Origin of the sequence: Pseudarthrobacter defluvii (assembly GCF_030323865.1) — a bacterium.
Taxonomy (GTDB): domain Bacteria; phylum Actinomycetota; class Actinomycetes; order Actinomycetales; family Micrococcaceae; genus Arthrobacter; species Arthrobacter sedimenti.
In genome coordinates this window covers 3,155,940-3,174,620 of the sequence record NZ_CP066362.1, presented here as the reverse complement: position 1 = coordinate 3,174,620, position 18,681 = coordinate 3,155,940, and the positions used below count along the sequence as shown (strand labels likewise).

Sequence of the window (18,681 nt, the reverse complement as noted above, 5' to 3'; positions counted from 1 at the left end):
CGCTTAGCGCATCCTGCCTGTTACCGCACCGCCGCGTACCAGATCAGCAGCATGGTCACGAAGAATCCGGTGACGTAGTTCAGCCACAGGAACCGCTCCCAGCCGCGGTGGGCCTGCTCCGAATTTGCGTCTGTTACGGATGCGAAGGGGAGGATGCTCACCGCGTAGGGAAGTGCCAGCAGGGCCGCCAGCGGTCCCGGCCACGGCGTGAGCAGCAGCAGCACGCCGGCCAGCAGGTAGGCGGCAATCGCGAAGCGCACCGTGGCCCGGGCCCCGATCACGGTGGCTACGGAGCCGATGCCGCCGGCCCGGTCCGCCACCACGTCCTGCACTGCGCCGAACGCATGGCTGGCCACGCCCCACAGGAAGAACGCCCCCAGCAGCGCCCACAGGGCAGGAGTGAACTGCGCCTGCGCCAGCACCAGCCCGTACACCGCCGGGCTCACGAAGTGCGTGCTGGACGTGGCCGAGTCCAGGAACGGCCGCTCCTTGAACCGCAGCCCGGGCGCGCTGTATGCCACCACCGCGAAGATGCTGACCGCCAGCACCAGCCAGGACAGCGGATTGCCCAGCAGCACCAGCATCGCCAGGAACGGCACATTGGTGCCGATCGCCGCCCGCAGCGTAATGGCGTGCATGGTCCGGTCCAGCACCGCGCCCTCCACCCCGCCCTTGCGCGGGTTCCGGAGGTCCGATTCGTAGTCGAACACGTCATTGATGCCGTACATCGCCAGGTTGTACGGGACCAGGAAATACAGGGTCCCCACCACCCAGGCCACATCGATCTCCCGCGCCGTGAGCAGGTACGCCGCTGCAAACGGGTAGGCCGTGTTCACCCAGGACAGCGGCCGGGAGGACAGCAGGAGCATGCGCAGGGTCTTCATGGCCGCCTCCCCGCCTTGGACGTGGCCGATCTGCGCTCCAGCAGGATCCACAGCCCCGGCAGCAGCAGCACCGCGGCCACCGGATACGCGAAATCCTCCAGCGGGGCCAGCCCCACCTTCACCCCGGAAATCATCTCCGGCGCGTAGGTGAACAGCCCGAAGGCGATCATCAGGTTGTCGAACACCGCCGTCAGGACCAGTACGACGACGGCCGCCCCACCGGCCGCCGCCAGCGCCACCTTGCGTGAGCGGTGCTTGAGCCTGACGGCGGCGGCGGTGCCGGCGGCCAGGGCCGCGAGCAGGAACACCGCGTTGAGAGCCCAGTAGCTCATGACCGTTCCTCCACTTTCTCGGTGTGCGGCAGGCGGGCCGCGAGGAGCCGCCGGAACAGCTGGAACAGGTTCATCACCAGGTAGCAGAGGAACACCAAAAAGATGGGCTCCTCCAGCGGCAGCTCCGGGGCCAGCTCGATCCCGATCGTCTCGTTGTGCCCCCGAAAGAAGATGCCCAGCCCGATCCCGGACAGGTCCCACGCCAGGAAGAACACCAGCCCCGCCGCCAGCACCACGGCCGCGCGCCGCGCGTCCTGCCAGAAGAAAAGCCGCAGCCGCTGGTCCAGCAGCACCATGCAGCCCAGCGACACCAAAAGGAACGCCAGGTACGCAACCGCCGTCACGCCGTCGTACCTCTTGAAACTGATCCTTCCGCAACGCCTGCCGGACGCAGCGGTGCCGGCAGCGGACCGGTGCTGGTGTCCCCGCGCAGCCGCTTCACCACCAGCTCGGCGCTGATCAGGCACATGGGAATGCCGATCCCCGGGATGGTGGACGCCCCCGCGTAGTACAGCCCCTCCACCTTGCGGCTGACGTTGCCGGCCCGGAAGAACGCGCTCTGCTTCAGCGTGTGCGCCGGCCCCAGCGACGTGCCCTTCCACGAATGGTAATCCCGCTCAAAGTCAGCCGGCCCGTACATCCGCCGCACCACAATCCGCTCGGCCAGATCCGGGATGCCGGCCCACTCGCTGAGCTGCCCGATCACCGAGTCCGCCGCGCGCTCCAGCCGCTCATCGCCGCCGCCGCCCAACCCTGGATCCGGAGGAATGGGCACCAGCACGAATACGTTCTCGTGCCCGTCGGGCGCCACGTCCGGATCGGTGGCGCTGGGCTTGCACACGTACATCGACGCCGGCTCAGGGATGAAGGTCTCCTTGCCGAAGATCGCCTTGAAGTTCTCCTCCCAGTCCCTGGTGAAGAGGAGGGTGTGGTGCTCCAGCTGGGGCAGCCCGCCGCGCACACCGAGGTACAGCAGCAGGGCGCTGGGCCCCGCGGTGCGCTTTGACCAGTACCGTTCGGGATAGGTCTGCAGGTTCCTGGGGAGCAGGGCAGTTTCACTGTGGTGCAGGTCCGCGGCGGAAATGACGACGTCGGCCGGCAGGGTTTCTTCGGTTCCGTCGCCGTTGCGGAAGCGCACCCCGCGCACCGCGGCCGGGCGGCGCCGCGAGATGATGGGCGCGGTCTCGATTTGCAGGACCTCGGCGTTGGCCCGGATTTCCACGCCGGCGTCGCGGGCCTGCTTTTCCAGCGCCTCCACCAGTCGCGCGAAACCGCCCATGGGGTAGTGGACGCCCACGTCCAGGTCCAGGTGGCTCATCAGGTGGTACATGCTGGGCGCGGTAAAGGGTGAGGCACCCAGGAACACCGCCGGGTACTCCAGGATCTGCTGCAGGCTGGGGTTGCTGACGTAGCGGCGGGCGTAGCTGTGCAGCGGCTCCAGCAGCAGGCGGGCCAGCCGGGGGAGCCGGGTGAGGATTTCCGGCACCAGCAGCGGGGCGAACGACTGGAACGTGGGATACAGGAAGCGGCGCTTGGCCATGGTGTAGGTCTCGGCCGCGGAGTCCAGGTACTTCTCCAGCCGCGCACCGGCGCCGGGCTCCAGCCGCTCAAACAGCTCCACCACCCGTTGCCGCCCCGCCGGGACGTCCGCCGGTTCGCCGGCTCCTTCGGAGATGAGCCGGTAGCCCGGATCCAGCTTCACCAGGTCCAGCTGCTCGGCGGCGGAGGTGCCCAGGAGCTGGAAGTAGTGGTCGATCACCTCGGGCATCAGGTACCAGGAGGGCCCGGCGTCGAACCTGAAACCCTCTTCACTGAACGTGTACGCCCTGCCGCCCAGAACGTCCTGTTTCTCCAGGATGGTGACTCGGTGCCCCTCGGTGGCGAGCAGGGCCGCCGTCGCCAATCCGCTGATGCCGCCGCCGATCACCACCACCGTCCGCCCTGACGTCACCGGTTTCCCCCCGGTGCCGCTCACTGCGCCGCCACCCTGGCCGGACGCGGGCCCGCAGGTTCCAGCCCGCGCCTGCCGGTGAGCACGGCGGCGGCGATCTTCAGCTTCACGGGGGTGGGCACGCTGATCCTTGCCCGGATCAGGTCGGGTGCAGGCGTGACCCGGATCCGCTCGGCGAGTTCGGCGAAGAGCTCCTGGGCCAGGGCCACCGCCAGCCGGCAGGACGTGGGCAGGCTGCGCAGGACCGCGCGGGATTCCTGCAGGTCGTGGTCGATGTCCGCCAGCAGCCGGATCTTCTGCGCCTCATCGAAGTTGGCGGGGCTGACGCCGGGGAAGTAGCTGCGGCCCAGGGAGGTGAAGTCCTCGGCCAGGTCGCGCAGGAAGTTGATCTTCTGGAAGGCCGCGCCCAGGTGCCGGGCGCCGCGCTCCAGCCGGGCCCGTTCCTCTTCGCTGACCGGGTGCCGGTGCAGGAAGCACTTCAGGCACATCAGGCCCACTACTTCGGCGGACCCGTAGACGTACTCGTTGAACGATTCCTGGGTGTGTTCCGTCTGGTCCAGGTCGGCCCGCATCGAGGCGAAGAAGGGGCGGGTGAGGTCGGTGCCGATGCCGGTCCGGCGGGCGGTGTCCGCGAACGCGTGGATCACCAGGTTGGTGCTGTACCCGGTGGTCATGGCGTTCTCGGTTTCCTGCTCGAACGCGTCCAGCTGCCGCCGGCTCTCCTCCGGTGACAGGCCCGCGGCGGAGGTGACGCCGTCGACAATTTCATCCGCCACCCGTACCAGCGCGTACACGGAATCCACCTGGCGGCGCACGGCGTCGTCGAACAACCGGCACGCCAGCCCAAACGAACTCGAATAGGAGCGGAGCACCACGCCGGAGGACTTGAGGGCGGTGGCGGTGTAATCGGCCAGCGCGTCGCGGTCCCGCTTCATACGCCCATCCGATCGGTGACCAGGCGGGACAAGGGGGAGAGGCCGTCCCGCAGCGCCTGCGGCACGAACGGCTGGACCAGGACGTCCAGGGCCCGCTCCGTGAGGTCCGCGGCCAGCTTCAGGGTCTTGTCCCGTGCCCCGGACGCCACCAGGAGTTCACGGATCTCGGCCGCATCGGTGGCCGTGAGGTCATTGGACAGCAGCTCTTTGATCCTGGCCCATTGGGGCTGCTCTGCCGCGTAGGAGATCAGCGCGGTGCGCTTGCCCTCGCGCAGGTCGCCCCAGCCTGTCTTGCCGGTCCGTGATTCGTCACCGAACGCGCCCACCAGGTCGTCCGCCACCTGGTACGCGGTGCCGATGATGCGGCCGAACTCGCCCAGGGCCTCCACCAGCTCCTGGTCAGCGCCGGCCAGGACCGCTCCGGCGCGCAGCGGGGTGTCGAAGGAGTAGACGGCGGTTTTCAGCTTGGACATCTCCAGGACCTGGTCCACGGTCTGCGGCATGGGGTCCAGGGGCGCCAGCACGTCCAGGAGCTCGCCGGCCGCGGAGGCCACGACGGCCTCATCCAGCAGGTCGCCGAGGCGCTGCCGCGTGGCCGGGTCCGCGTTAACCTCCGCCAGGAACCGGTAGGCGTTGGCCAGGGCCAGGTCCCCGGCGATCACGGCCGCGGACGCGCCGGTGTGCTCCGCGCGCTCCGGGCTGCTGCCCTGGTCCGTTGCGAGGCTGCGGTAGGCACCGGCGAGGTTGGGAACCCCGCGGCGGGTGAAATCCTGGTCCACCACGTCGTCGTGGATGATCAGGGCCGTGTGCAGCAGCTCGTAGGACGCGGCCACGGTGGCTGCCGCAGTCCTGTCGGTGCCGCCCAGCAGCGAGTAGGTGGTCATCACCAGCCGGGGACGGAACCGCTTGCCGCCCACCGTGCAGGCCTCCAGGTGTTCCCACAGGCCGAGGTACTGCGGGTGCATGGCACCGGCCCGCACCTTGGCCCGGGCGAAGAACCCGTCCAGAACTTCATTGACCAGTTGGCCGTCATCTGTCTGCGCCAGCGTGGTCCCCATATCCATATGTAAAGTAAACACGGGCACCCATGGGAGGGCAATTGAAAGCGAATGCAGAGCAGGTGGTCCTGGCCGCCGACGACGGAACACCGGTCGGCGTCGAGGACAAGGCCACCGTCCACTCTTCCTCCACACCCCTGCACCTGGCCTTCTCGGCCCACGTGTACGACTCCGACGGCCGCATCCTCCTCACCCGCCGCGCCCTGTCCAAGCTGACCTGGCCCGGCGTCTGGACCAATTCCTTCTGCGGTCATCCTGCGCCCGGCGAGGAGCTTGAGGACGCCGTGCGGCGCCGCGGTGAGTACGAACTTGGGCTGACCCTCTCGGACATCGAACTGCGGGTTCCGGACTTCCGGTACCGGGCGGTGGATGCCTCCGGCGTGGTGGAAAACGAGATCTGCCCGGTGTTCACGGCACGCGCTGCGTCACCGCTTTCTCCCCGGGCCGACGAGGTCATGGAGTGGCAGTGGACCGATCCCGCGCTGATCACCGCCGCCGTGGCCGCCACCCCCTGGGCCTTCAGCCCGTGGGTAACCCTTCAGCTTCCGCTGCTGTACCCGGAGCGGTTCGGCGCCTAGGTTCCTTTTGTCACCGGGTGGATGACGGACGACGGCGGCGCTCCCGCCGGGCCTTCAACGTCACCTTCCAGCGCTCCCACGGCGGCAGCTGCCGCCAGTGGATGCCCAGCGTGTGGAAGGCGCGCTTGAACCGCAGCCGCGCGTCGGCGCCGCCGGCCAGTGCGCGGGCCGAAATGCCAACCTGCAGCGAGGGATCGTAGGCCGTGCGGCGGGTGGGGTCCAGCGCAAAGCCGAGGTCGACGTCGTCGTGCACTCCCGTGTCCAGCCGGTTCACTTTGCTGCGGGCCTGCTCCCAGTCCTGGTGGCGGAAGGCGCAGTTGGAGCCGAAGGGCGGCCAGTGGCCCATGGCCGCGCCCATGAGGACGAAGTAGGCCTGAATGTAGGCGATTCCGGCGAGCCGGCTGCGGATCCGGCCGGTGCCGTAGAAGACGCCCGGCCCCGTGAGAAGGGCCAAGTCCGGGTCCTGCTGGAAGCGCCGGCTTATGCGTTCCAGCCAGTCGGCCGGGGGAATGCTGTCCGCATCGCAGCGGACGATGACGTCTCCGCGGGCGGCGTCGTATCCAGCGGAAGCTGCGGCGGCAATACCGGGCACGTGTTCGTGGAGGACCCGGGCGCCGTGCTTTGTTGCGATCTTGGCGGTGTCATCGCTGGAGTTGTTGTCCACCACGATGATTTCCAGCGGAGCCATGGTCTGGGATTGCAGGGCCTGGAGGCAGTGTTCCAGGAACGGGCCGTCATCCTTGCACGGGATGACCACGGAGAGGGACGGCATCCCCCGATGCTAGCCGGTTTGCCGCTTACCGCGTTGTACGGCCGGACGTAAGCTGATGTGGTCAGGAGCAAGGCGAAGCCGCAGAGGAGTTCCGGCATGCTGAATGGGTCAAATTTCGGGGTCAACATCGGGGCCTTGGTGGCAGTGGGCGTTGCCCTGTACATCGTGCTGGTGGTTCGCCGTCGGAAGTGACAGCCCCGTGCGAGGGTCTCCCGGTTCCGCCACCTAGGATTGTCCCCATGAAGGCTGCCCGAGACGCGGACTCCGTTGCCCTGGTGATCAATGCCGGTGCCCGCCTCGCCGCGGCGGGGCCGGAGCCGGTGGTCGGCAAGCTGCAGAAAGCCGGCCTGCCGATCTCCGCCGTGCACCTTGTCCGCTCGGGCGCCGACCTGGCTTCCACACTCGACAGTGTTGCCGCCGACGGACATGACCTGGTGGTTGTCGGTGGCGGCGACGGCACCGTGTCCTTCGCCGCCGGGCGGTTTGCCGGAACCGGAATCGTGTTGGGCGTCCTTCCGCTGGGCACGGCCAACGATCTTGCCCGCACGCTGGAGATTCCCGCCAACCTTGACGCGGCGTGCGTCGCGCTCGCGGACGGGAAGGTGGTAGACATCGATCTTGGCCGGGCCAACGGTGAGCCCTTCCTTAATGTGGCCTCCGTCGGCCTGTCCGTGGGGGTGACCGAGAGCCTGAGCCCGCGGCTGAAGCGGCGGCTGGGTCCCTTGGCGTACGGTGTTGCCGCGGTCCGCGCGTATGCACGGCACAAGCACTTCCGCGCCCGGCTCGAGTTCCCCGAGGGGGACCATCAAGCGCTGGAGCTGGAGAACATGCTGCAGGTGGCGGTGGGCAACGGCCGGCATTACGGGGGCGGCAATGCGGTCTCGCCCACCGCGGGAATCGATGACCACACCCTGGACCTCTACGCCATCCCGGGGGCGCCGCTTCGGGAGCATGTGCGGATCGCCCGCCTGCTCAAGGACGGCAGCTTCGTTGAGCGCGACGGCGTGTACCACCTGACCACGCAACGCGTCCGGCTGGTGACAGAGCCGCCAATGCCGGTGAACCTCGACGGCGAGATCGCCACGGCCACGCCCGTGGACTTCACCATTGACCGCAACGCCGTGCACGTGGTGGTGCCGCAATACAGCACGGCGGCCCGACTCGACGGGTAGCTGGAGCCTCCGCGGCCGATGCGTGCCGCCGTCGTACTTCTTCGAGGGATGTGGGGGCCGACGGCTTTTTTCGGATCGACGCTGACCCGTTGCCTCCGCCGTCGGCCCCTGGCCTGTGTGGAATGGGGATTGGTTGCCTGGCGGCGCCGCTTCTTAGCGCCGCCAGGCTCTGAGACCATCGGTGTTATCCGATGCAGGCGCGGGTTGACTGGGCCCCAGTACCCAGGTGCATCAAGGTTGCTTCCCCGTCCTTCACGCATCACTTTGGAGGGAGGACCTCAAGGACCTGCAGAGATTCGGTCAAGATTGCATCAAGGTCGGCGCAAATTTCGCAGGTCCCGTGTACTGGGCCAGGGCCGCGAAACGCAGAAGCGCGGCGGGTCTGGCGAGAGACCTGCCGCGCTTCCATTGTTCGGTGACTGTTCCTACCGCGAGGTGTAGTCCTCAGCTGCCTTCCGCAGGCGGCTGTGGGCACCGCCGTAGGCCTGGGCGCCCTGCAGCGTCCACTTGGGAAGCTTGGCAACCATCGTGTAGTTCGGATCGCAGACGTTGGCCGCCGGGGCGAGGCCCATCTGGCTGACCAACTGGTACGAGTCCAGCATGTCCATGCCGGTAAGGTCCGAGGTCCAGGCGATGAGGTCTTTCTGGCTGATCCGGTACGCATCCTCCAAGGGGCGGGTGGAACCCGTGCTCATGATGTAGTCGTCGTTCTCCAGGCGGGGCCACGCTGCGGCGCCCTCCTTGATGAGGTCCACCGCGATCACCGAGTTCATTGCCGACTCCAGGCCGGTGCCGCAGACTTCGCCCTCGCCCTGGCGGGCATGGCCGTCACCCAGGGAGAGCATGGCCCCGGCCACGTTGACCGGCAGGTACAGCGTGGTCCCGGCGCGGGCTTCCGGGGTGTCCATGTTTCCGCCGTGCGTGGACGGCGTCATGACCAGCCGTACCTCGCCGCCGGCGGGAGCGACACCAACTGTGCCGTGCATGGGGTCCAGCGGCAGCTGCAGCCGGAAGTCCGAGTTCCGCGCCTTGAACGACGCGGTCCAACTCTCCAGGTCGATGTCATAGAACCAGACGCGTTCCTCCAGCGACTCATTGAGCATGGCTGTCTCACGCGTTCCCGTCAGGGCGCCGAACTGCGGCAGCACGCAGGACACCGCGTACTTCCTGGCCGGCACGATGGACACGAAGTGGACCGCGAGCATGTCACCCGGTTCCGCACCTTCCACCTGGATGGGCCCCGAGACCGGGTTCATCTCGTTGAAGGGCACCGCCTCGCTGGGCAGCTGGTCGGGGGAGGTGACTCGGCCGCCGAAGCAGTCCTCGGTACTGACCTCCACGATGTCGCCGGGCTTGATGCCGATCATCGGTTCCCGGCCGCCGAACACGTAGGAGTATTCGCCCGGCTGGGGCGCAAGTTTGTGGACAACCATCTTTTATGAACCTCCGCTGCTTCAGGTTCCCCTGCCGCCGTCGTAATTGGTACTTCCTTCTTACCCATCCGCCCGGTCTTACACAGGACGGCCGCAAGCAGCCACGACTCGCTTCCTCCTTTTCGCGGTGCGCCTTCCTTTTCGCACCCCAGATTCGGGCCGCGAAAAGGAATCTGCGCGTCGAAACCGCAGGTGCGCGTCGAAATCCGGGGTGCGGGCCGGCGCGCTGGTGCGTGCCGTCGTCGTACTTCCGCTCGGCACATGCCCGAGAAATCTGGTGCCGTTTGCGCCGGGGACATGAATAATACGGAGTGCTGGGAACAGCGGAAGTGCAGCGGCGTGCGCGTGGCTGCAACGACGGCGGCCGAAGGAACTGGACATGACGAGGTCACACCGGAGCGTACGGCACCAGCCCGAAACGAGCGTGGAGCTGAACCCGCTGTTCAGCCGACCCGGGGAAGCCACCATCTTTCCGCGGTTCACTATCCCGGACGGGGAATCCCTGCCCGCCACCGCCTACCAGGTGGTTCACGACGAGGTGATGCTGGACGGCAACTCGCGCCTGAACCTGGCCACGTTCGTGGGCACGTGGATGGAGAAGGAAGCCTCGCAGCTGTACGCCGAAACGTTCGACAAGAACATGATCGACAAGGACGAATACCCACAGACGGCACTGATCGAGACCCGGTGCTGGCGGATGCTCGCGGACCTGTGGAATGCACCGGATCCTGCCGCGGCCATCGGCACCTCCACTGTCGGGTCCTCCGAAGCATGCATGCTGGGCGGACTGGCGCTCAAACGCCGGTGGCAGCACCGCCGTCGCGCCGAGAAGAAGCCCACGGAGGCGCCCAACATTGTCCTCAGCTCCGCCATGCAGGTGTGCTGGGAGAAGTTCTGCAACTACTGGGACGTGGAAGCCCGCTACGTGCCCGTCTCCGCCGAACATCCCACGCTGGACGGTCACGACCTGGAACGGTACGTGGACGAAAACACCATCGGAGTAGTGGCCATCATGGGCGTCACCTACACCGGCGCCTACGAACCCGTGGAGCAGATCAGCGCCGCGCTTGACCGCGTCCAGGCTGACACCGGCCTGGACATCCCCATCCACGTGGACGGTGCCTCCGGGGCCATGGTGGCGCCCTTCCTCAATCCGGAGCTGGTGTGGGATTTCCGGCTCTCCAGGGTGGCCTCCATCAACACGTCCGGGCACAAGTACGGGCTGGTCTATCCGGGCCTGGGCTGGGTGGTGTGGCGGGACGAACAGTCCCTGCCCGAAGACCTCGTGTTCCACGTCAGCTACCTGGGCGGCGACATGCCCACCTTCGCCCTGAACTTCTCCCGGCCCGGCGCGCAGGTTCTGCTGCAGTACTACCTCTTCCTCCGGCTGGGCTTCGCCGGCTACAAGTCCGTCCAGGCAAGCTCCCGCGACGTTGCGCTGTACCTCTCGCACGAGATCGGGGCCATGGACGCCTTCACCCTGTGGAGCGACGGGTCCGACATCCCGGTCTTCGCCTGGCAACTCACCGACGGCCACACCAAGAACTGGAACCTGCACCACCTCTCCGAACGCCTGCGCATGAACGGCTGGCTGGTCCCGGCCTACCCGCTGCCGGAAGGGCTCGCCGACATCACGGTGCAGCGGATCGTGGTCCGCAACGGCTTCACCCGCGACCTGGCCGCCAGCTTCCTGACCGACTTCAACAAAGAAGTGGCCTACCTGGATGCCCTGACGGCGCCCATGCCCGACGGGCAACAGAAGGAAGCGTTCCACCACTAGCCCTTATTAAAGGAGTGCCACGTGTGCCGACTGTTCGGGCTGCACGCCGGGTCCCGGCCCGTCCGCGCCACCTTCTGGCTGCTGGACGCCCCGGACAGCCTGTCCGAGCAGAGCAGGAGGGAGCCCGACGGCGCGGGGATCGGAAGCTTTGATACCGACGGCGGCGCGCGGGTCAGCAAACGGCCGCTCGCCGCATGGGAGGACCACGCCTTTGCCCGCGAAGCGCGGCAGCTGCTGAGCACCACCTTCCTGGCCCATGTCCGCTACGCCAGCACCGGGGCGCACACCATGGTGAACACGCACCCGTTCGAACAGGACGGCCGGCTGTTCGCCCACAACGGCGCGTTCCACGGCCTGGACCGGCTGGATGCGCGCCTTGCAGAGCTTGGCGTGGCGGAGCTGGTGCAGGGCCAGACCGACAGTGAACGCCTCTTCGCCCTGATTACGGCCGAGACCCGCAGGGCCACCGGGGACGTGGCGGAGGGCATTGTCCGGGCGGTGGGGTGGATCGCCGCCGAGCTGCCCGTCTTGGCCCTGAACATCATTATCACGACGGCGACGGACCTTTGGGCGCTCCGCTACCCGGCAACCCACCCGTTGTACATCCTGGAAAGGGACCCGGCAGCCGAGCCCGCTCCGGCGGCACCGCTGGACGCGCGAAGCCACCGGATCCGTTCACGAAGCACGGAGCTCTCGGCGGTGCGCTCGGTTCTCTTTGCCACCGAACCGATGAACCACAACCCCGGCTGGCGCCCCCTGTCTCCGGGGGAGCTGGTGCACGTTGGCCCGGACCTGGCGGTGGCCTGCACCTTTCCGTTCCCGGACCAACCTGCGTACCCGCTCACGCTCGCCGACCTGGAACCGTCCGCGGCGGCGTCGCAAATGTCCTGACGGGGTTTAGGTGTTGGGGGTTGCAGCCTTCTTCGCCAGTGCTTCGGCCATCTTCTGGACCTTGGTGCCGTAACCGCCGTTGACCGCGGTGTCCTTGATTTTGTTCGCCTGGGCGTCCAGGTCAGCCGGGGCGGCGTTCTTGAGCGCCGTCAGGTCCGCCTGCAGGTTCGCGGGGAGCTTGGCGAACAGCTTCGGGTGGCCGATCAGCTGGCTGGCCACCTGCTGGAGCCCGGCGCCCGGGTTGCCGGAGCTGAACGCGGTGCGCAGCTCTTGGCGCAGGCCGGCCAGGCTGGTGGCGGCCTTCTCCGCCGCGTCGGCGCGCTTCTGGATCTCTGCGCCGTACCCGCCGGACAGGGCGGTGGTCTTGATCTTGTAGGCGTCCTTCACCCGATCGGCCTCAGGGGCGTCCTTGAGGGTGGTCACGTCCGCCTGGAGCGCAGCGGGGAGCTTTGCGAAAAGCTGCGGGTGGTTCACCAGGGCGGTGGCTGCCTTTGCCGCGCGGTCCCCGGCTGCCTGCGGGCTGTCCGCCTTCAGGCTAAGGAACGCCTCCAGGCCTCCCGAGCCCTTTGGCGTGTGGGCCTTGGCGGTGACCGCGGGGGAAGCTGTTGAAGTGGGAGTGGATGTGGGGGACGCGGACGCGGCACCGACGCCAGCAGCGGCCATGGCACCGGCGGCCAGGACTGCTGCCGCCCCAACTCCGATGCGGGCTTTGATTGACGGAATTGACGGCTTCACCACGTTGTGTCCTTCCCAACTTGCGCGTGCACGCCGGACCCAGTGACCGGCACGGTTCACTGTAGGAGCAAAGACTGGGGAAAAGCTGAAAAACACCTTGGTCCTTACCTCTGTCAGGGGTGCGGATTATGCTCGGACCATGGCGCATGTTTTTCTGACGAAGCCCCTTATGGGCGGTAAACAGGGGCTTTGGCAGCGGCGCATGTGGATGTGGATCGCTGCCGCCGGACTGGACGTGTACATTCTGGGTTTCGTCATCGGGCTGCAGCCGGCCGGCCCGCTCTGCGGCAGCCCCTTGGTTCCGAACAGCCGGGCAGCTGAACTGCTCGACCAGCAGCAGGGCGGCGGCGGGGCGGCGGCCGCCTGCTACCGTAGCATTGATGCCGATTCCGTCCCTGTGTGGGCCCTGCTTGCGCTGGGAATCGCTCTTGTCATCGCCGGGGTGGCGGCGCGAATAGTCACCATCCGGCGGTCCGCCGCCTGAACCGGCGCTGAAGGGGGCGCGGCGGGACCTGCCGCAGTGCCCGGGCATCTGTAAGGATGGCTTGGTGGCTCACCCGGGCGCGCTGATCCTGCCGAAAGGTCCATCATGGACATCGTTGAAGTGATTTTGAATGACCACCACGAGCAGCGGCGGCGGTTCGCCCTGCTCGACGAAATGCATGGGTGCGAACCCTCAGACCTGGAACCTGTGTGGAAACAGCTCCGCATCCTGCTGGAAGTACATGCCAAAGCAGAAGAGGAACTGTTTTATCCCGAACTCATGGAATTGGGGACTGGGGCAGGCGGAAAGGATTCCGCCGGGGATGAAACCGAAGACGCCATTCACGACCACAACGAGATCCGGGACGCCATCGGTGAAGTTACCCGCCACGCGGCCGGCACACCGCAGTGGTGGGACGCGATGGCAAAGCTCAATGAAGCCAACGGCGACCACATGGCAGAGGAGGAGCGTGAAGGCCTGACCGACTTCCGGCAGCACGCCTCCCTGGAACTGCGCCACCGGCTTGGACTGTCCTTCAGCATCTTCGAGTCAGCCCACGCCGGCGGCATCGAATCCCACGACATCGACCCCGATGAGTACGTCCAAGAACACGAATAGGGGCGGCTGCATCCAGTCGCACTGCTGTTAAAGCCGGTCACCCTGCAGCTGAACAGCTGCAGGGTGACCGGCTTTGTCCGTCCGGGCGTCGAACCAGCCTTGGTTCGGCTTACTGCTCGGGGTCGGAACTCTGGAGCCGGCGCCTGACGAAGATGGCCGTCACCACCAGCGCGAGGACCAGGACCGCGGCTATGCCGCCCACCAGGGCCCACGGCACCTGGCCAGACTGTGTGGCTGCCTGGGCGGGCGCCGCCGTCGTGGGCGCCGCACTGCTTGCGCCGGCACCGACTGCACTGCCCCCGGCGTTCGCACTGTTCGCGGTGAAGGTGAAGGTTCCCTCGATGGGGTGCCCGTCCGAGGAGACCACCCGCCACACCACGGTGTACTTGCCGGCCGGCGCTCCTGCCTTGACCGCCTGGGTGACGTGGTTGTCCACGATCTCCACCGCACCGTCCGCCTGATCCGTGCCTGCGGAGTCTTCCACCCGCACAATCGAATTGAGAGCAATCGGGGTGCGGTCGAAGGTCAGGCCGATCTTGGCCGGAACGCTTTGGACCGTGGCGCCGTCGGCCGGATCGCTGGATTCGAGGGCGTCGTGGGCCTGGGCCGCGGCCGCGGGAAGCACCAGGAACGCTGCCGTGGCGAGCGTGAGCAGGAGCCGTGCGGGCCAGCTCCGCCGGTTGTTATTTTCCGTTTTCAAGGCCAGCTCCTTTCACGCGCCGCCCGGCGAGGACAAGCCCCAAGGCAGTGGCACCGAGGACCAGTCCGGCAGCGCCCAGCACGATTCCCCAGACGGAAGCCGCATTACTGGACGCAGGGGAGACTTGGGCCGCTGGTTCCGCAGCCGGCGCTGCCGATGCGGCAGCCGCCGTCGTACTGTCCTCGACGGTGGTGGTGAAGGACGGGGCCGGATGTTTGGGCTCGGGCTGTCCCTCGGTCTTTTCCTGGTCCCAGTTCACTACGGAGCCGTCCGAGTAGGACTGCGCCGCCTTCAACGTCACGGTGGTCCCTTCGGCCGGGAGCCTACCCACGGACAGGGAGAACGACTGGTACTGGTTCTGAGCCAACTGGTGCGCCTCATCGGCCGTCCACACCACGGAACTCGGCGCCTTGGTCACCGTGGCACCGGCCACTGTTACGGGCTTGGGCAGGTCGCTGGTGATGACCTGGGCGCTCCAGCCCTCCACCGGCTTGACGGAAACGGAGGTGAAGGGGGTGTCCGCCGGCAGCTTCACCTCGAGCTTGGTGGTCTTCGCGGTGGGGGATTCGTTGGGCACATTGAACGTCAGGTGCGAGTAGCCGTTGGCGCCGGTATCGTCCGGGTCCACGCTGACGTGGGCGGATGCGGCGGTGGCCCCCGCGGCGATGATTCCCGCGGCTGTGGTGGCGGCGCCAAGGGACTTCAGGGTACGTCGAAGTGTTGTTTTCATTGCATGCTTTCCAGGAAATGGGCGTGCTGGCAGGACCCGGCGCGGCAATGGCCCGGGTCAGGATGTCACGTGCCGCTCAGGGAGCGGTGGGGACCAGCGGCGGCCCACGCCTGGCCGGAAGCCTGAGGTTCCGCCAGCGGGAAAGGACGACGACGGCGGGCGGCGCCGGTTGGAGCGGCCAGTCAGGGATGACCACCGGCGTGAGGATCCGGATGAGGGGACGGAGCCACGCGGCGAGGGCCCAGACAGCTGCCTCGCCCCGCGCCAGCACCAAAGCAGTGGCCAGTGTTGCCGCGGCGTGAAGGACCAGCATCAGCGTGCTGGGAACCGCGTAATCCGGGGTGAGTGCAGTTGCGGGCAGCACCGGCCCGGAGCCGTGCAGATGGCCGACGGCGACGTGCTGGGATCCTGCGGACACGGACAGGGCGCCAAAAGCCTCGTGAAGAATCAACTGGCTGGCCACCAGGAGCCCGGCCATGGCGGGCGCGGCCACTTTGAACCTGGCCAGGATCATGACCGGAGCCAGCACCAGCGCCACAAGCCCCAGGAAGATTACGGGCTGGGGCAGCGAGCCGCCGGCCATGACGTGGGCGCCGGCAGCCAAGGTGATCATCGCCGTCGTAACAGCCATGGCGCGGGGGAAGCGCAACGGGGCACTCATGCCATTCGCCACCCTTCCACCTCGATATTGCCGGTATCTACTTTAGGTTCGGCCCCGGCGTGCACGGTAATCGGGGGCCCTTTGCCGGGCAGTCCCGCCGGCCGTGACGCACACTGTGCTCCCCGTGCGCCATTCAGGAGTGCCCCAGACTTGAAGAGTAGGGTGAAAGCCGGTTGCCACCACTGCAGCAATTCGATGCGAGAACCGGAGACACGCATGCCCAAGGGAGTTCCTTCCCAATCCACGTCCCATCCGTCCGAGCGCCGGAACCCGTTGCGCGTCGCCGGGATCACGCTGGGCTGGTTTGTGGGCTTCCTTGCCGTCAGCGCCGTTTGCGGGGCCCTTGTTGCCGGCCTGATGATGCCGGCAGCAGCCGTGACGGAGACGGTGGTGGCGGGCGGATCCCAGGCGCTGACCACCAACCTCCCCAACGACGTGTTCTCCGCGCCCCCGGCACAGATGACGCGGGTGCTTGCCGCGGATGGATCCCAGATTGCCACCCTTTTCAACGAGAACCGGACCCGGATTCCCCTGGACCAGATGTCCCCCAACATCAAGAACGCGATCGTGGCGATCGAGGACTACCGGTTCTACCAGCACGGCGGCATTGATCCCGAAGGCATCTTCCGGGCACTGGCGGTGGACGCCGCCGGCGGGCACCAGGGCGCATCGACGCTGACCCAGCAGTACGTCACCAACATGCTCAACGAAAACCTGATCGCCCAGGGCAAGGACGCCCAGGTGGTGCTCAACGGGCAAAAAGGCGTGAACCAGAAGATCCAGGAGATGAAGCTCGCCATCGGCCTTGAGGAGAAGTACTCCAAGGACCAGATCCTGGCCGGATACCTGAACGTGGTGGGTTTCAACAGCAACGCGTACGGCATCCAGGCCGCCAGCCAGTACTTCTTCTCCGTTGACGCCAAGGACCTTACCCTGCCCCAGGCGGCACTGCTCGCCGGCCTGGTCAACGGCCCTTCACTGTTCGATCCCACCGTCCACCCCGAGGCCTCCAAGTCCCGGCGCGACCTGGTGCTGGACGCGATGCTGCAGCACGGCTACATCAACCAGCAGCAACACGACGACGCCGTCAACACGCCCATCCAGCTCAAGGTCAACCCACCGAAGCAGGGTTGCGCCTATGCTCCCCAGGCGCAGTACTTCTGCGACTACGTCATCCACCAGATCGAGAATGACCCGGCGTATGGCGCTACCCTGGACGACCGCGACCAGAAGATCATGGCCGGCGGCCTGACCATCAAGACCACCCTGGATCCCCGGCTGCAGGGGCCGGCCCAGGCCCAGGTGGACGCCACTGCCGGCGCGAACCCGGACAAGTGGGGCGCTTCGCTGGTAACGATCGAGCCGGGCACCGGAAAAGTCCTGTCCATGGCACAGAATTCACGAAAACTACCCGGCCAAGGCGCCGGATTCGTCTCCGACTACAACTTCAACGTGGACGGCAGCGACGCGGCCGGAAACAGCCTGGGTGGTGTGGGCGGCATGCAGCCCGGTTCCACCATGAAGCCGGTGACCCTGGCGGCGTGGCTTGGCGAGGGTAAGTCAACCAACCAGATCGTTGACGCCTCCAAGCGGCGCTACGGCATCTACTACCCGTGGAAGACAACTTGCCATCCTGTGCAGGGCTGGTTCGACAGCACCGTGCGGGACTCTTCGGACCTGCAGAACGATGAGCCTAACTGGTACCGGCCCATGACGGTTCGGGAAGGCATCTACCAGTCGATCAACACGGCCACGTTCGCCTCCCTCGCCGGGCTCAATGATTTCTGCGACGTCCAGCGCGCCGCAGACGCCATCGGCCTGCACCTGGGCAGCGGAAAAGACGAGAAGATCGACCTCTCAACCCTGGGAAACATTCTGGGCAGCCAGAACGTGGCACCCCTGACCATGGCGAACGCGTTCGCCACCTTCGCGGCCAACGGCACCTACTGCAGCCCCATTTCCATCACGGAAGTGGACGACGCCCTGGGCAAAAAGATCGGGGGACAAACATCCTCCTGCCAGGCCGGAGCGCTGAAACCCGATGTTGCCAAGGCTGTCACCAACGTCCTCCAGGACGTCCTCACCAAAGGCTCCGGCCTGCTGATTCCGCAGAAACTCGGGGTACCGGATGCTGCAAAGACCGGCACCAATGAATGGAACAACCAGACCTGGGTGGTGGGCTACACGAAAGGTCTGGCCACGGCATCCTTCTTCGGCGATCCCTTCAGTGGCGGCTCGGACCGGTTGGGCCGCAACATCACCGTCAACGGCAAGTTCTATCCGGCCGTGGACGGGGCATTCATCGCTGGTCCGCAATGGGCCCAGTACATGCAGGGCGTAGTGGGCCTTTACGACCACGGAAACTTCGACGCGCCGCCGCAGAACCTCATCAGCGACCCCGCAGGACAGCGGACCAAGAGCAACTGATGGAAGAAGCACGATCTCGAACCACCGTGCTCGACAGGACCTTCCGCATCTCGCTGCTCCTCAAAGGCCTGGACGGGGTCCTGGAACTGATCGGTGGGATCCTCCTTTTGCTGGTCACTCCAGCGCAGATCGGCGATGTGGCCCGGTTCCTTACCCAGCATGAACTCGCCCAGGATCCCCGGGACTTCGTGGCCAACAGCCTGCTGCACATGACCGCCAACCTTTCGGGGTCGGCGTCGTTGTTTGGCGCTGTCTACCTCCTTCTGCACGGCGTGGTGAAGATCGTCCTGGTGTGGGCCGTCCTGAAGGAAAAGCTGTGGGCCTACCCGTGGATGATCGCCTTCCTGCTGCTCTTCATCGCCTACCAGCTGTACCGGATCTCGGTGTCGTTCTCCTGGGGCATGGTGCTCCTCACCGCGTTCGACATCTTCATCGTGTGGATTACCTGGCGCGAGTACCGGATGCTGCGGTCCCAGGGCCGGACGCCTGAGGACGAAGCGGCAAGGCCGCGGTCGTCCCGCTGAGAGAGTGCGCTTTGCC

At 66.8% G+C, this 18,681-nt stretch carries 20 protein-coding genes; 8 read left to right on the top strand and 12 right to left on the bottom strand.

What is annotated here, in order from left to right:
• Positions 1-20: 20 nt before the first annotated feature.
• The 6 genes from JCQ34_RS14735 to JCQ34_RS14710 are packed head-to-tail and all read right to left on the bottom strand — an operon-like array spanning position 21 to position 5,166.
• A complete protein-coding gene (locus tag JCQ34_RS14735; RefSeq protein WP_286398594.1) occupies positions 21-884 on the bottom strand; it encodes a prenyltransferase in 864 nt (287 codons plus the stop codon).
• Complete coding sequence (locus tag JCQ34_RS14730; RefSeq protein WP_286398593.1) at positions 881-1,216, bottom strand: lycopene cyclase domain-containing protein; 336 nt, start codon at positions 1,214-1,216, stop codon at positions 881-883. Before JCQ34_RS14730 ends, JCQ34_RS14735 begins: the two co-directional genes overlap by 4 nt.
• Positions 1,213-1,560, bottom strand: coding sequence for a lycopene cyclase domain-containing protein (locus JCQ34_RS14725; RefSeq protein WP_286398591.1), 348 nt, complete (start codon positions 1,558-1,560; stop codon positions 1,213-1,215). Before JCQ34_RS14725 ends, JCQ34_RS14730 begins: the two co-directional genes overlap by 4 nt.
• The gene (gene crtI, locus JCQ34_RS14720) at positions 1,557-3,191 is read right to left on the bottom strand and encodes a phytoene desaturase family protein (protein WP_286398590.1); all 1,635 of its coding nucleotides are present in this window, start codon (positions 3,189-3,191) and stop codon (positions 1,557-1,559) included. The genes JCQ34_RS14725 and crtI overlap by 4 nt, the downstream gene beginning before the upstream one ends.
• Positions 3,188-4,102, bottom strand: a complete 915-nt coding sequence (locus JCQ34_RS14715; RefSeq protein ID WP_286398588.1) for a phytoene/squalene synthase family protein — start codon at positions 4,100-4,102, stop codon at positions 3,188-3,190. Before JCQ34_RS14715 ends, crtI begins: the two co-directional genes overlap by 4 nt.
• Complete coding sequence (locus tag JCQ34_RS14710) at positions 4,099-5,166, bottom strand: polyprenyl synthetase family protein (RefSeq protein WP_286398587.1); 1,068 nt, start codon at positions 5,164-5,166, stop codon at positions 4,099-4,101. Before JCQ34_RS14710 ends, JCQ34_RS14715 begins: the two co-directional genes overlap by 4 nt.
• 23 nt (positions 5,167-5,189) lie before the next feature.
• Between JCQ34_RS14710 and idi the strand changes: the two genes are divergently transcribed.
• Positions 5,190-5,738: an isopentenyl-diphosphate Delta-isomerase gene (gene idi / locus JCQ34_RS14705; protein ID WP_434738914.1), complete on the top strand. Its 549-nt coding sequence runs from the start codon at positions 5,190-5,192 to the stop codon at positions 5,736-5,738.
• A gap of 10 nt (positions 5,739-5,748) precedes the next feature.
• Here idi and JCQ34_RS14700 read toward each other — a convergent pair whose 3' ends face one another.
• Complete coding sequence (locus tag JCQ34_RS14700) at positions 5,749-6,510, bottom strand: glycosyltransferase family 2 protein (protein WP_286398583.1); 762 nt, start codon at positions 6,508-6,510, stop codon at positions 5,749-5,751.
• Between the two features lie 239 nt (positions 6,511-6,749).
• Here JCQ34_RS14700 and JCQ34_RS14695 point away from each other — a divergent pair, with 239 nt between their 5' ends.
• Positions 6,750-7,682, top strand: a complete 933-nt coding sequence (locus JCQ34_RS14695) for a lipid kinase (protein WP_286398581.1) — start codon at positions 6,750-6,752, stop codon at positions 7,680-7,682.
• A 425-nt stretch (positions 7,683-8,107) separates the two neighbouring features.
• Here the strand turns inward: JCQ34_RS14695 and JCQ34_RS14690 are convergent, their stop codons facing one another.
• Positions 8,108-9,115, bottom strand: a complete 1,008-nt coding sequence (locus JCQ34_RS14690; RefSeq protein ID WP_286398579.1) for an acetamidase/formamidase family protein — start codon at positions 9,113-9,115, stop codon at positions 8,108-8,110.
• 379 nt (positions 9,116-9,494) lie between these two features.
• Here JCQ34_RS14690 and JCQ34_RS14685 point away from each other — a divergent pair, with 379 nt between their 5' ends.
• Both JCQ34_RS14685 and JCQ34_RS14680 read left to right on the top strand, forming a co-directional pair.
• A complete protein-coding gene (locus JCQ34_RS14685; RefSeq protein ID WP_286398578.1) occupies positions 9,495-10,895 on the top strand; it encodes a glutamate decarboxylase in 1,401 nt (466 codons plus the stop codon).
• A gap of 21 nt (positions 10,896-10,916) precedes the next feature.
• Positions 10,917-11,786 carry a class II glutamine amidotransferase gene (locus JCQ34_RS14680; protein WP_286398576.1) on the top strand — a complete coding sequence of 290 codons (870 nt, stop codon included), beginning with the start codon at positions 10,917-10,919 and terminating at the stop codon, positions 11,784-11,786.
• Positions 11,787-11,792: 6 nt separating this feature from the next.
• On the opposite strand, the gene JCQ34_RS14675 is transcribed toward JCQ34_RS14680, so the two are convergent.
• Complete coding sequence (locus tag JCQ34_RS14675; protein ID WP_286398574.1) at positions 11,793-12,524, bottom strand: hypothetical protein; 732 nt, start codon at positions 12,522-12,524, stop codon at positions 11,793-11,795.
• A gap of 136 nt (positions 12,525-12,660) precedes the next feature.
• Here JCQ34_RS14675 and JCQ34_RS14670 point away from each other — a divergent pair, with 136 nt between their 5' ends.
• The gene (locus JCQ34_RS14670; RefSeq protein WP_286398573.1) at positions 12,661-13,005 is read left to right on the top strand and encodes a hypothetical protein; all 345 of its coding nucleotides are present in this window, start codon (positions 12,661-12,663) and stop codon (positions 13,003-13,005) included.
• Positions 13,006-13,110: 105 nt separating this feature from the next.
• Positions 13,111-13,623: a hemerythrin domain-containing protein gene (locus JCQ34_RS14665; RefSeq protein WP_286398571.1), complete on the top strand. Its 513-nt coding sequence runs from the start codon at positions 13,111-13,113 to the stop codon at positions 13,621-13,623.
• Positions 13,624-13,732: 109 nt separating this feature from the next.
• Here JCQ34_RS14665 and JCQ34_RS14660 read toward each other — a convergent pair whose 3' ends face one another.
• The 3 genes from JCQ34_RS14660 to JCQ34_RS14650 all read right to left on the bottom strand — a co-directional run bounded on the left by JCQ34_RS14660 (position 13,733) and on the right by JCQ34_RS14650 (position 15,714).
• Entirely contained in the window at positions 13,733-14,323 is a 591-nt protein-coding gene (locus tag JCQ34_RS14660; RefSeq protein ID WP_286398570.1) for a copper resistance CopC family protein, read from the bottom strand.
• The gene (locus JCQ34_RS14655; RefSeq protein ID WP_286398569.1) at positions 14,307-15,053 is read right to left on the bottom strand and encodes a YcnI family copper-binding membrane protein; all 747 of its coding nucleotides are present in this window, start codon (positions 15,051-15,053) and stop codon (positions 14,307-14,309) included. The genes JCQ34_RS14660 and JCQ34_RS14655 overlap by 17 nt, the downstream gene beginning before the upstream one ends.
• Positions 15,054-15,129: 76 nt before the next feature.
• Entirely contained in the window at positions 15,130-15,714 is a 585-nt protein-coding gene (locus JCQ34_RS14650; protein ID WP_286398567.1) for a hypothetical protein, read from the bottom strand.
• A 216-nt stretch (positions 15,715-15,930) separates the two neighbouring features.
• On the opposite strand from JCQ34_RS14650, the gene JCQ34_RS14645 reads away from it, so the two are divergent.
• Positions 15,931-18,141 carry a transglycosylase domain-containing protein gene (locus tag JCQ34_RS14645; protein WP_286398565.1) on the top strand — a complete coding sequence of 737 codons (2,211 nt, stop codon included), beginning with the start codon at positions 15,931-15,933 and terminating at the stop codon, positions 18,139-18,141.
• Positions 18,141-18,665 (top strand): DUF2127 domain-containing protein, encoded by a 525-nt coding sequence (locus JCQ34_RS14640; RefSeq protein WP_286398563.1) that lies wholly within the window; start codon positions 18,141-18,143, stop codon positions 18,663-18,665. Before JCQ34_RS14645 ends, JCQ34_RS14640 begins: the two co-directional genes overlap by 1 nt.
• Positions 18,666-18,681 lie beyond the last annotated feature (16 nt).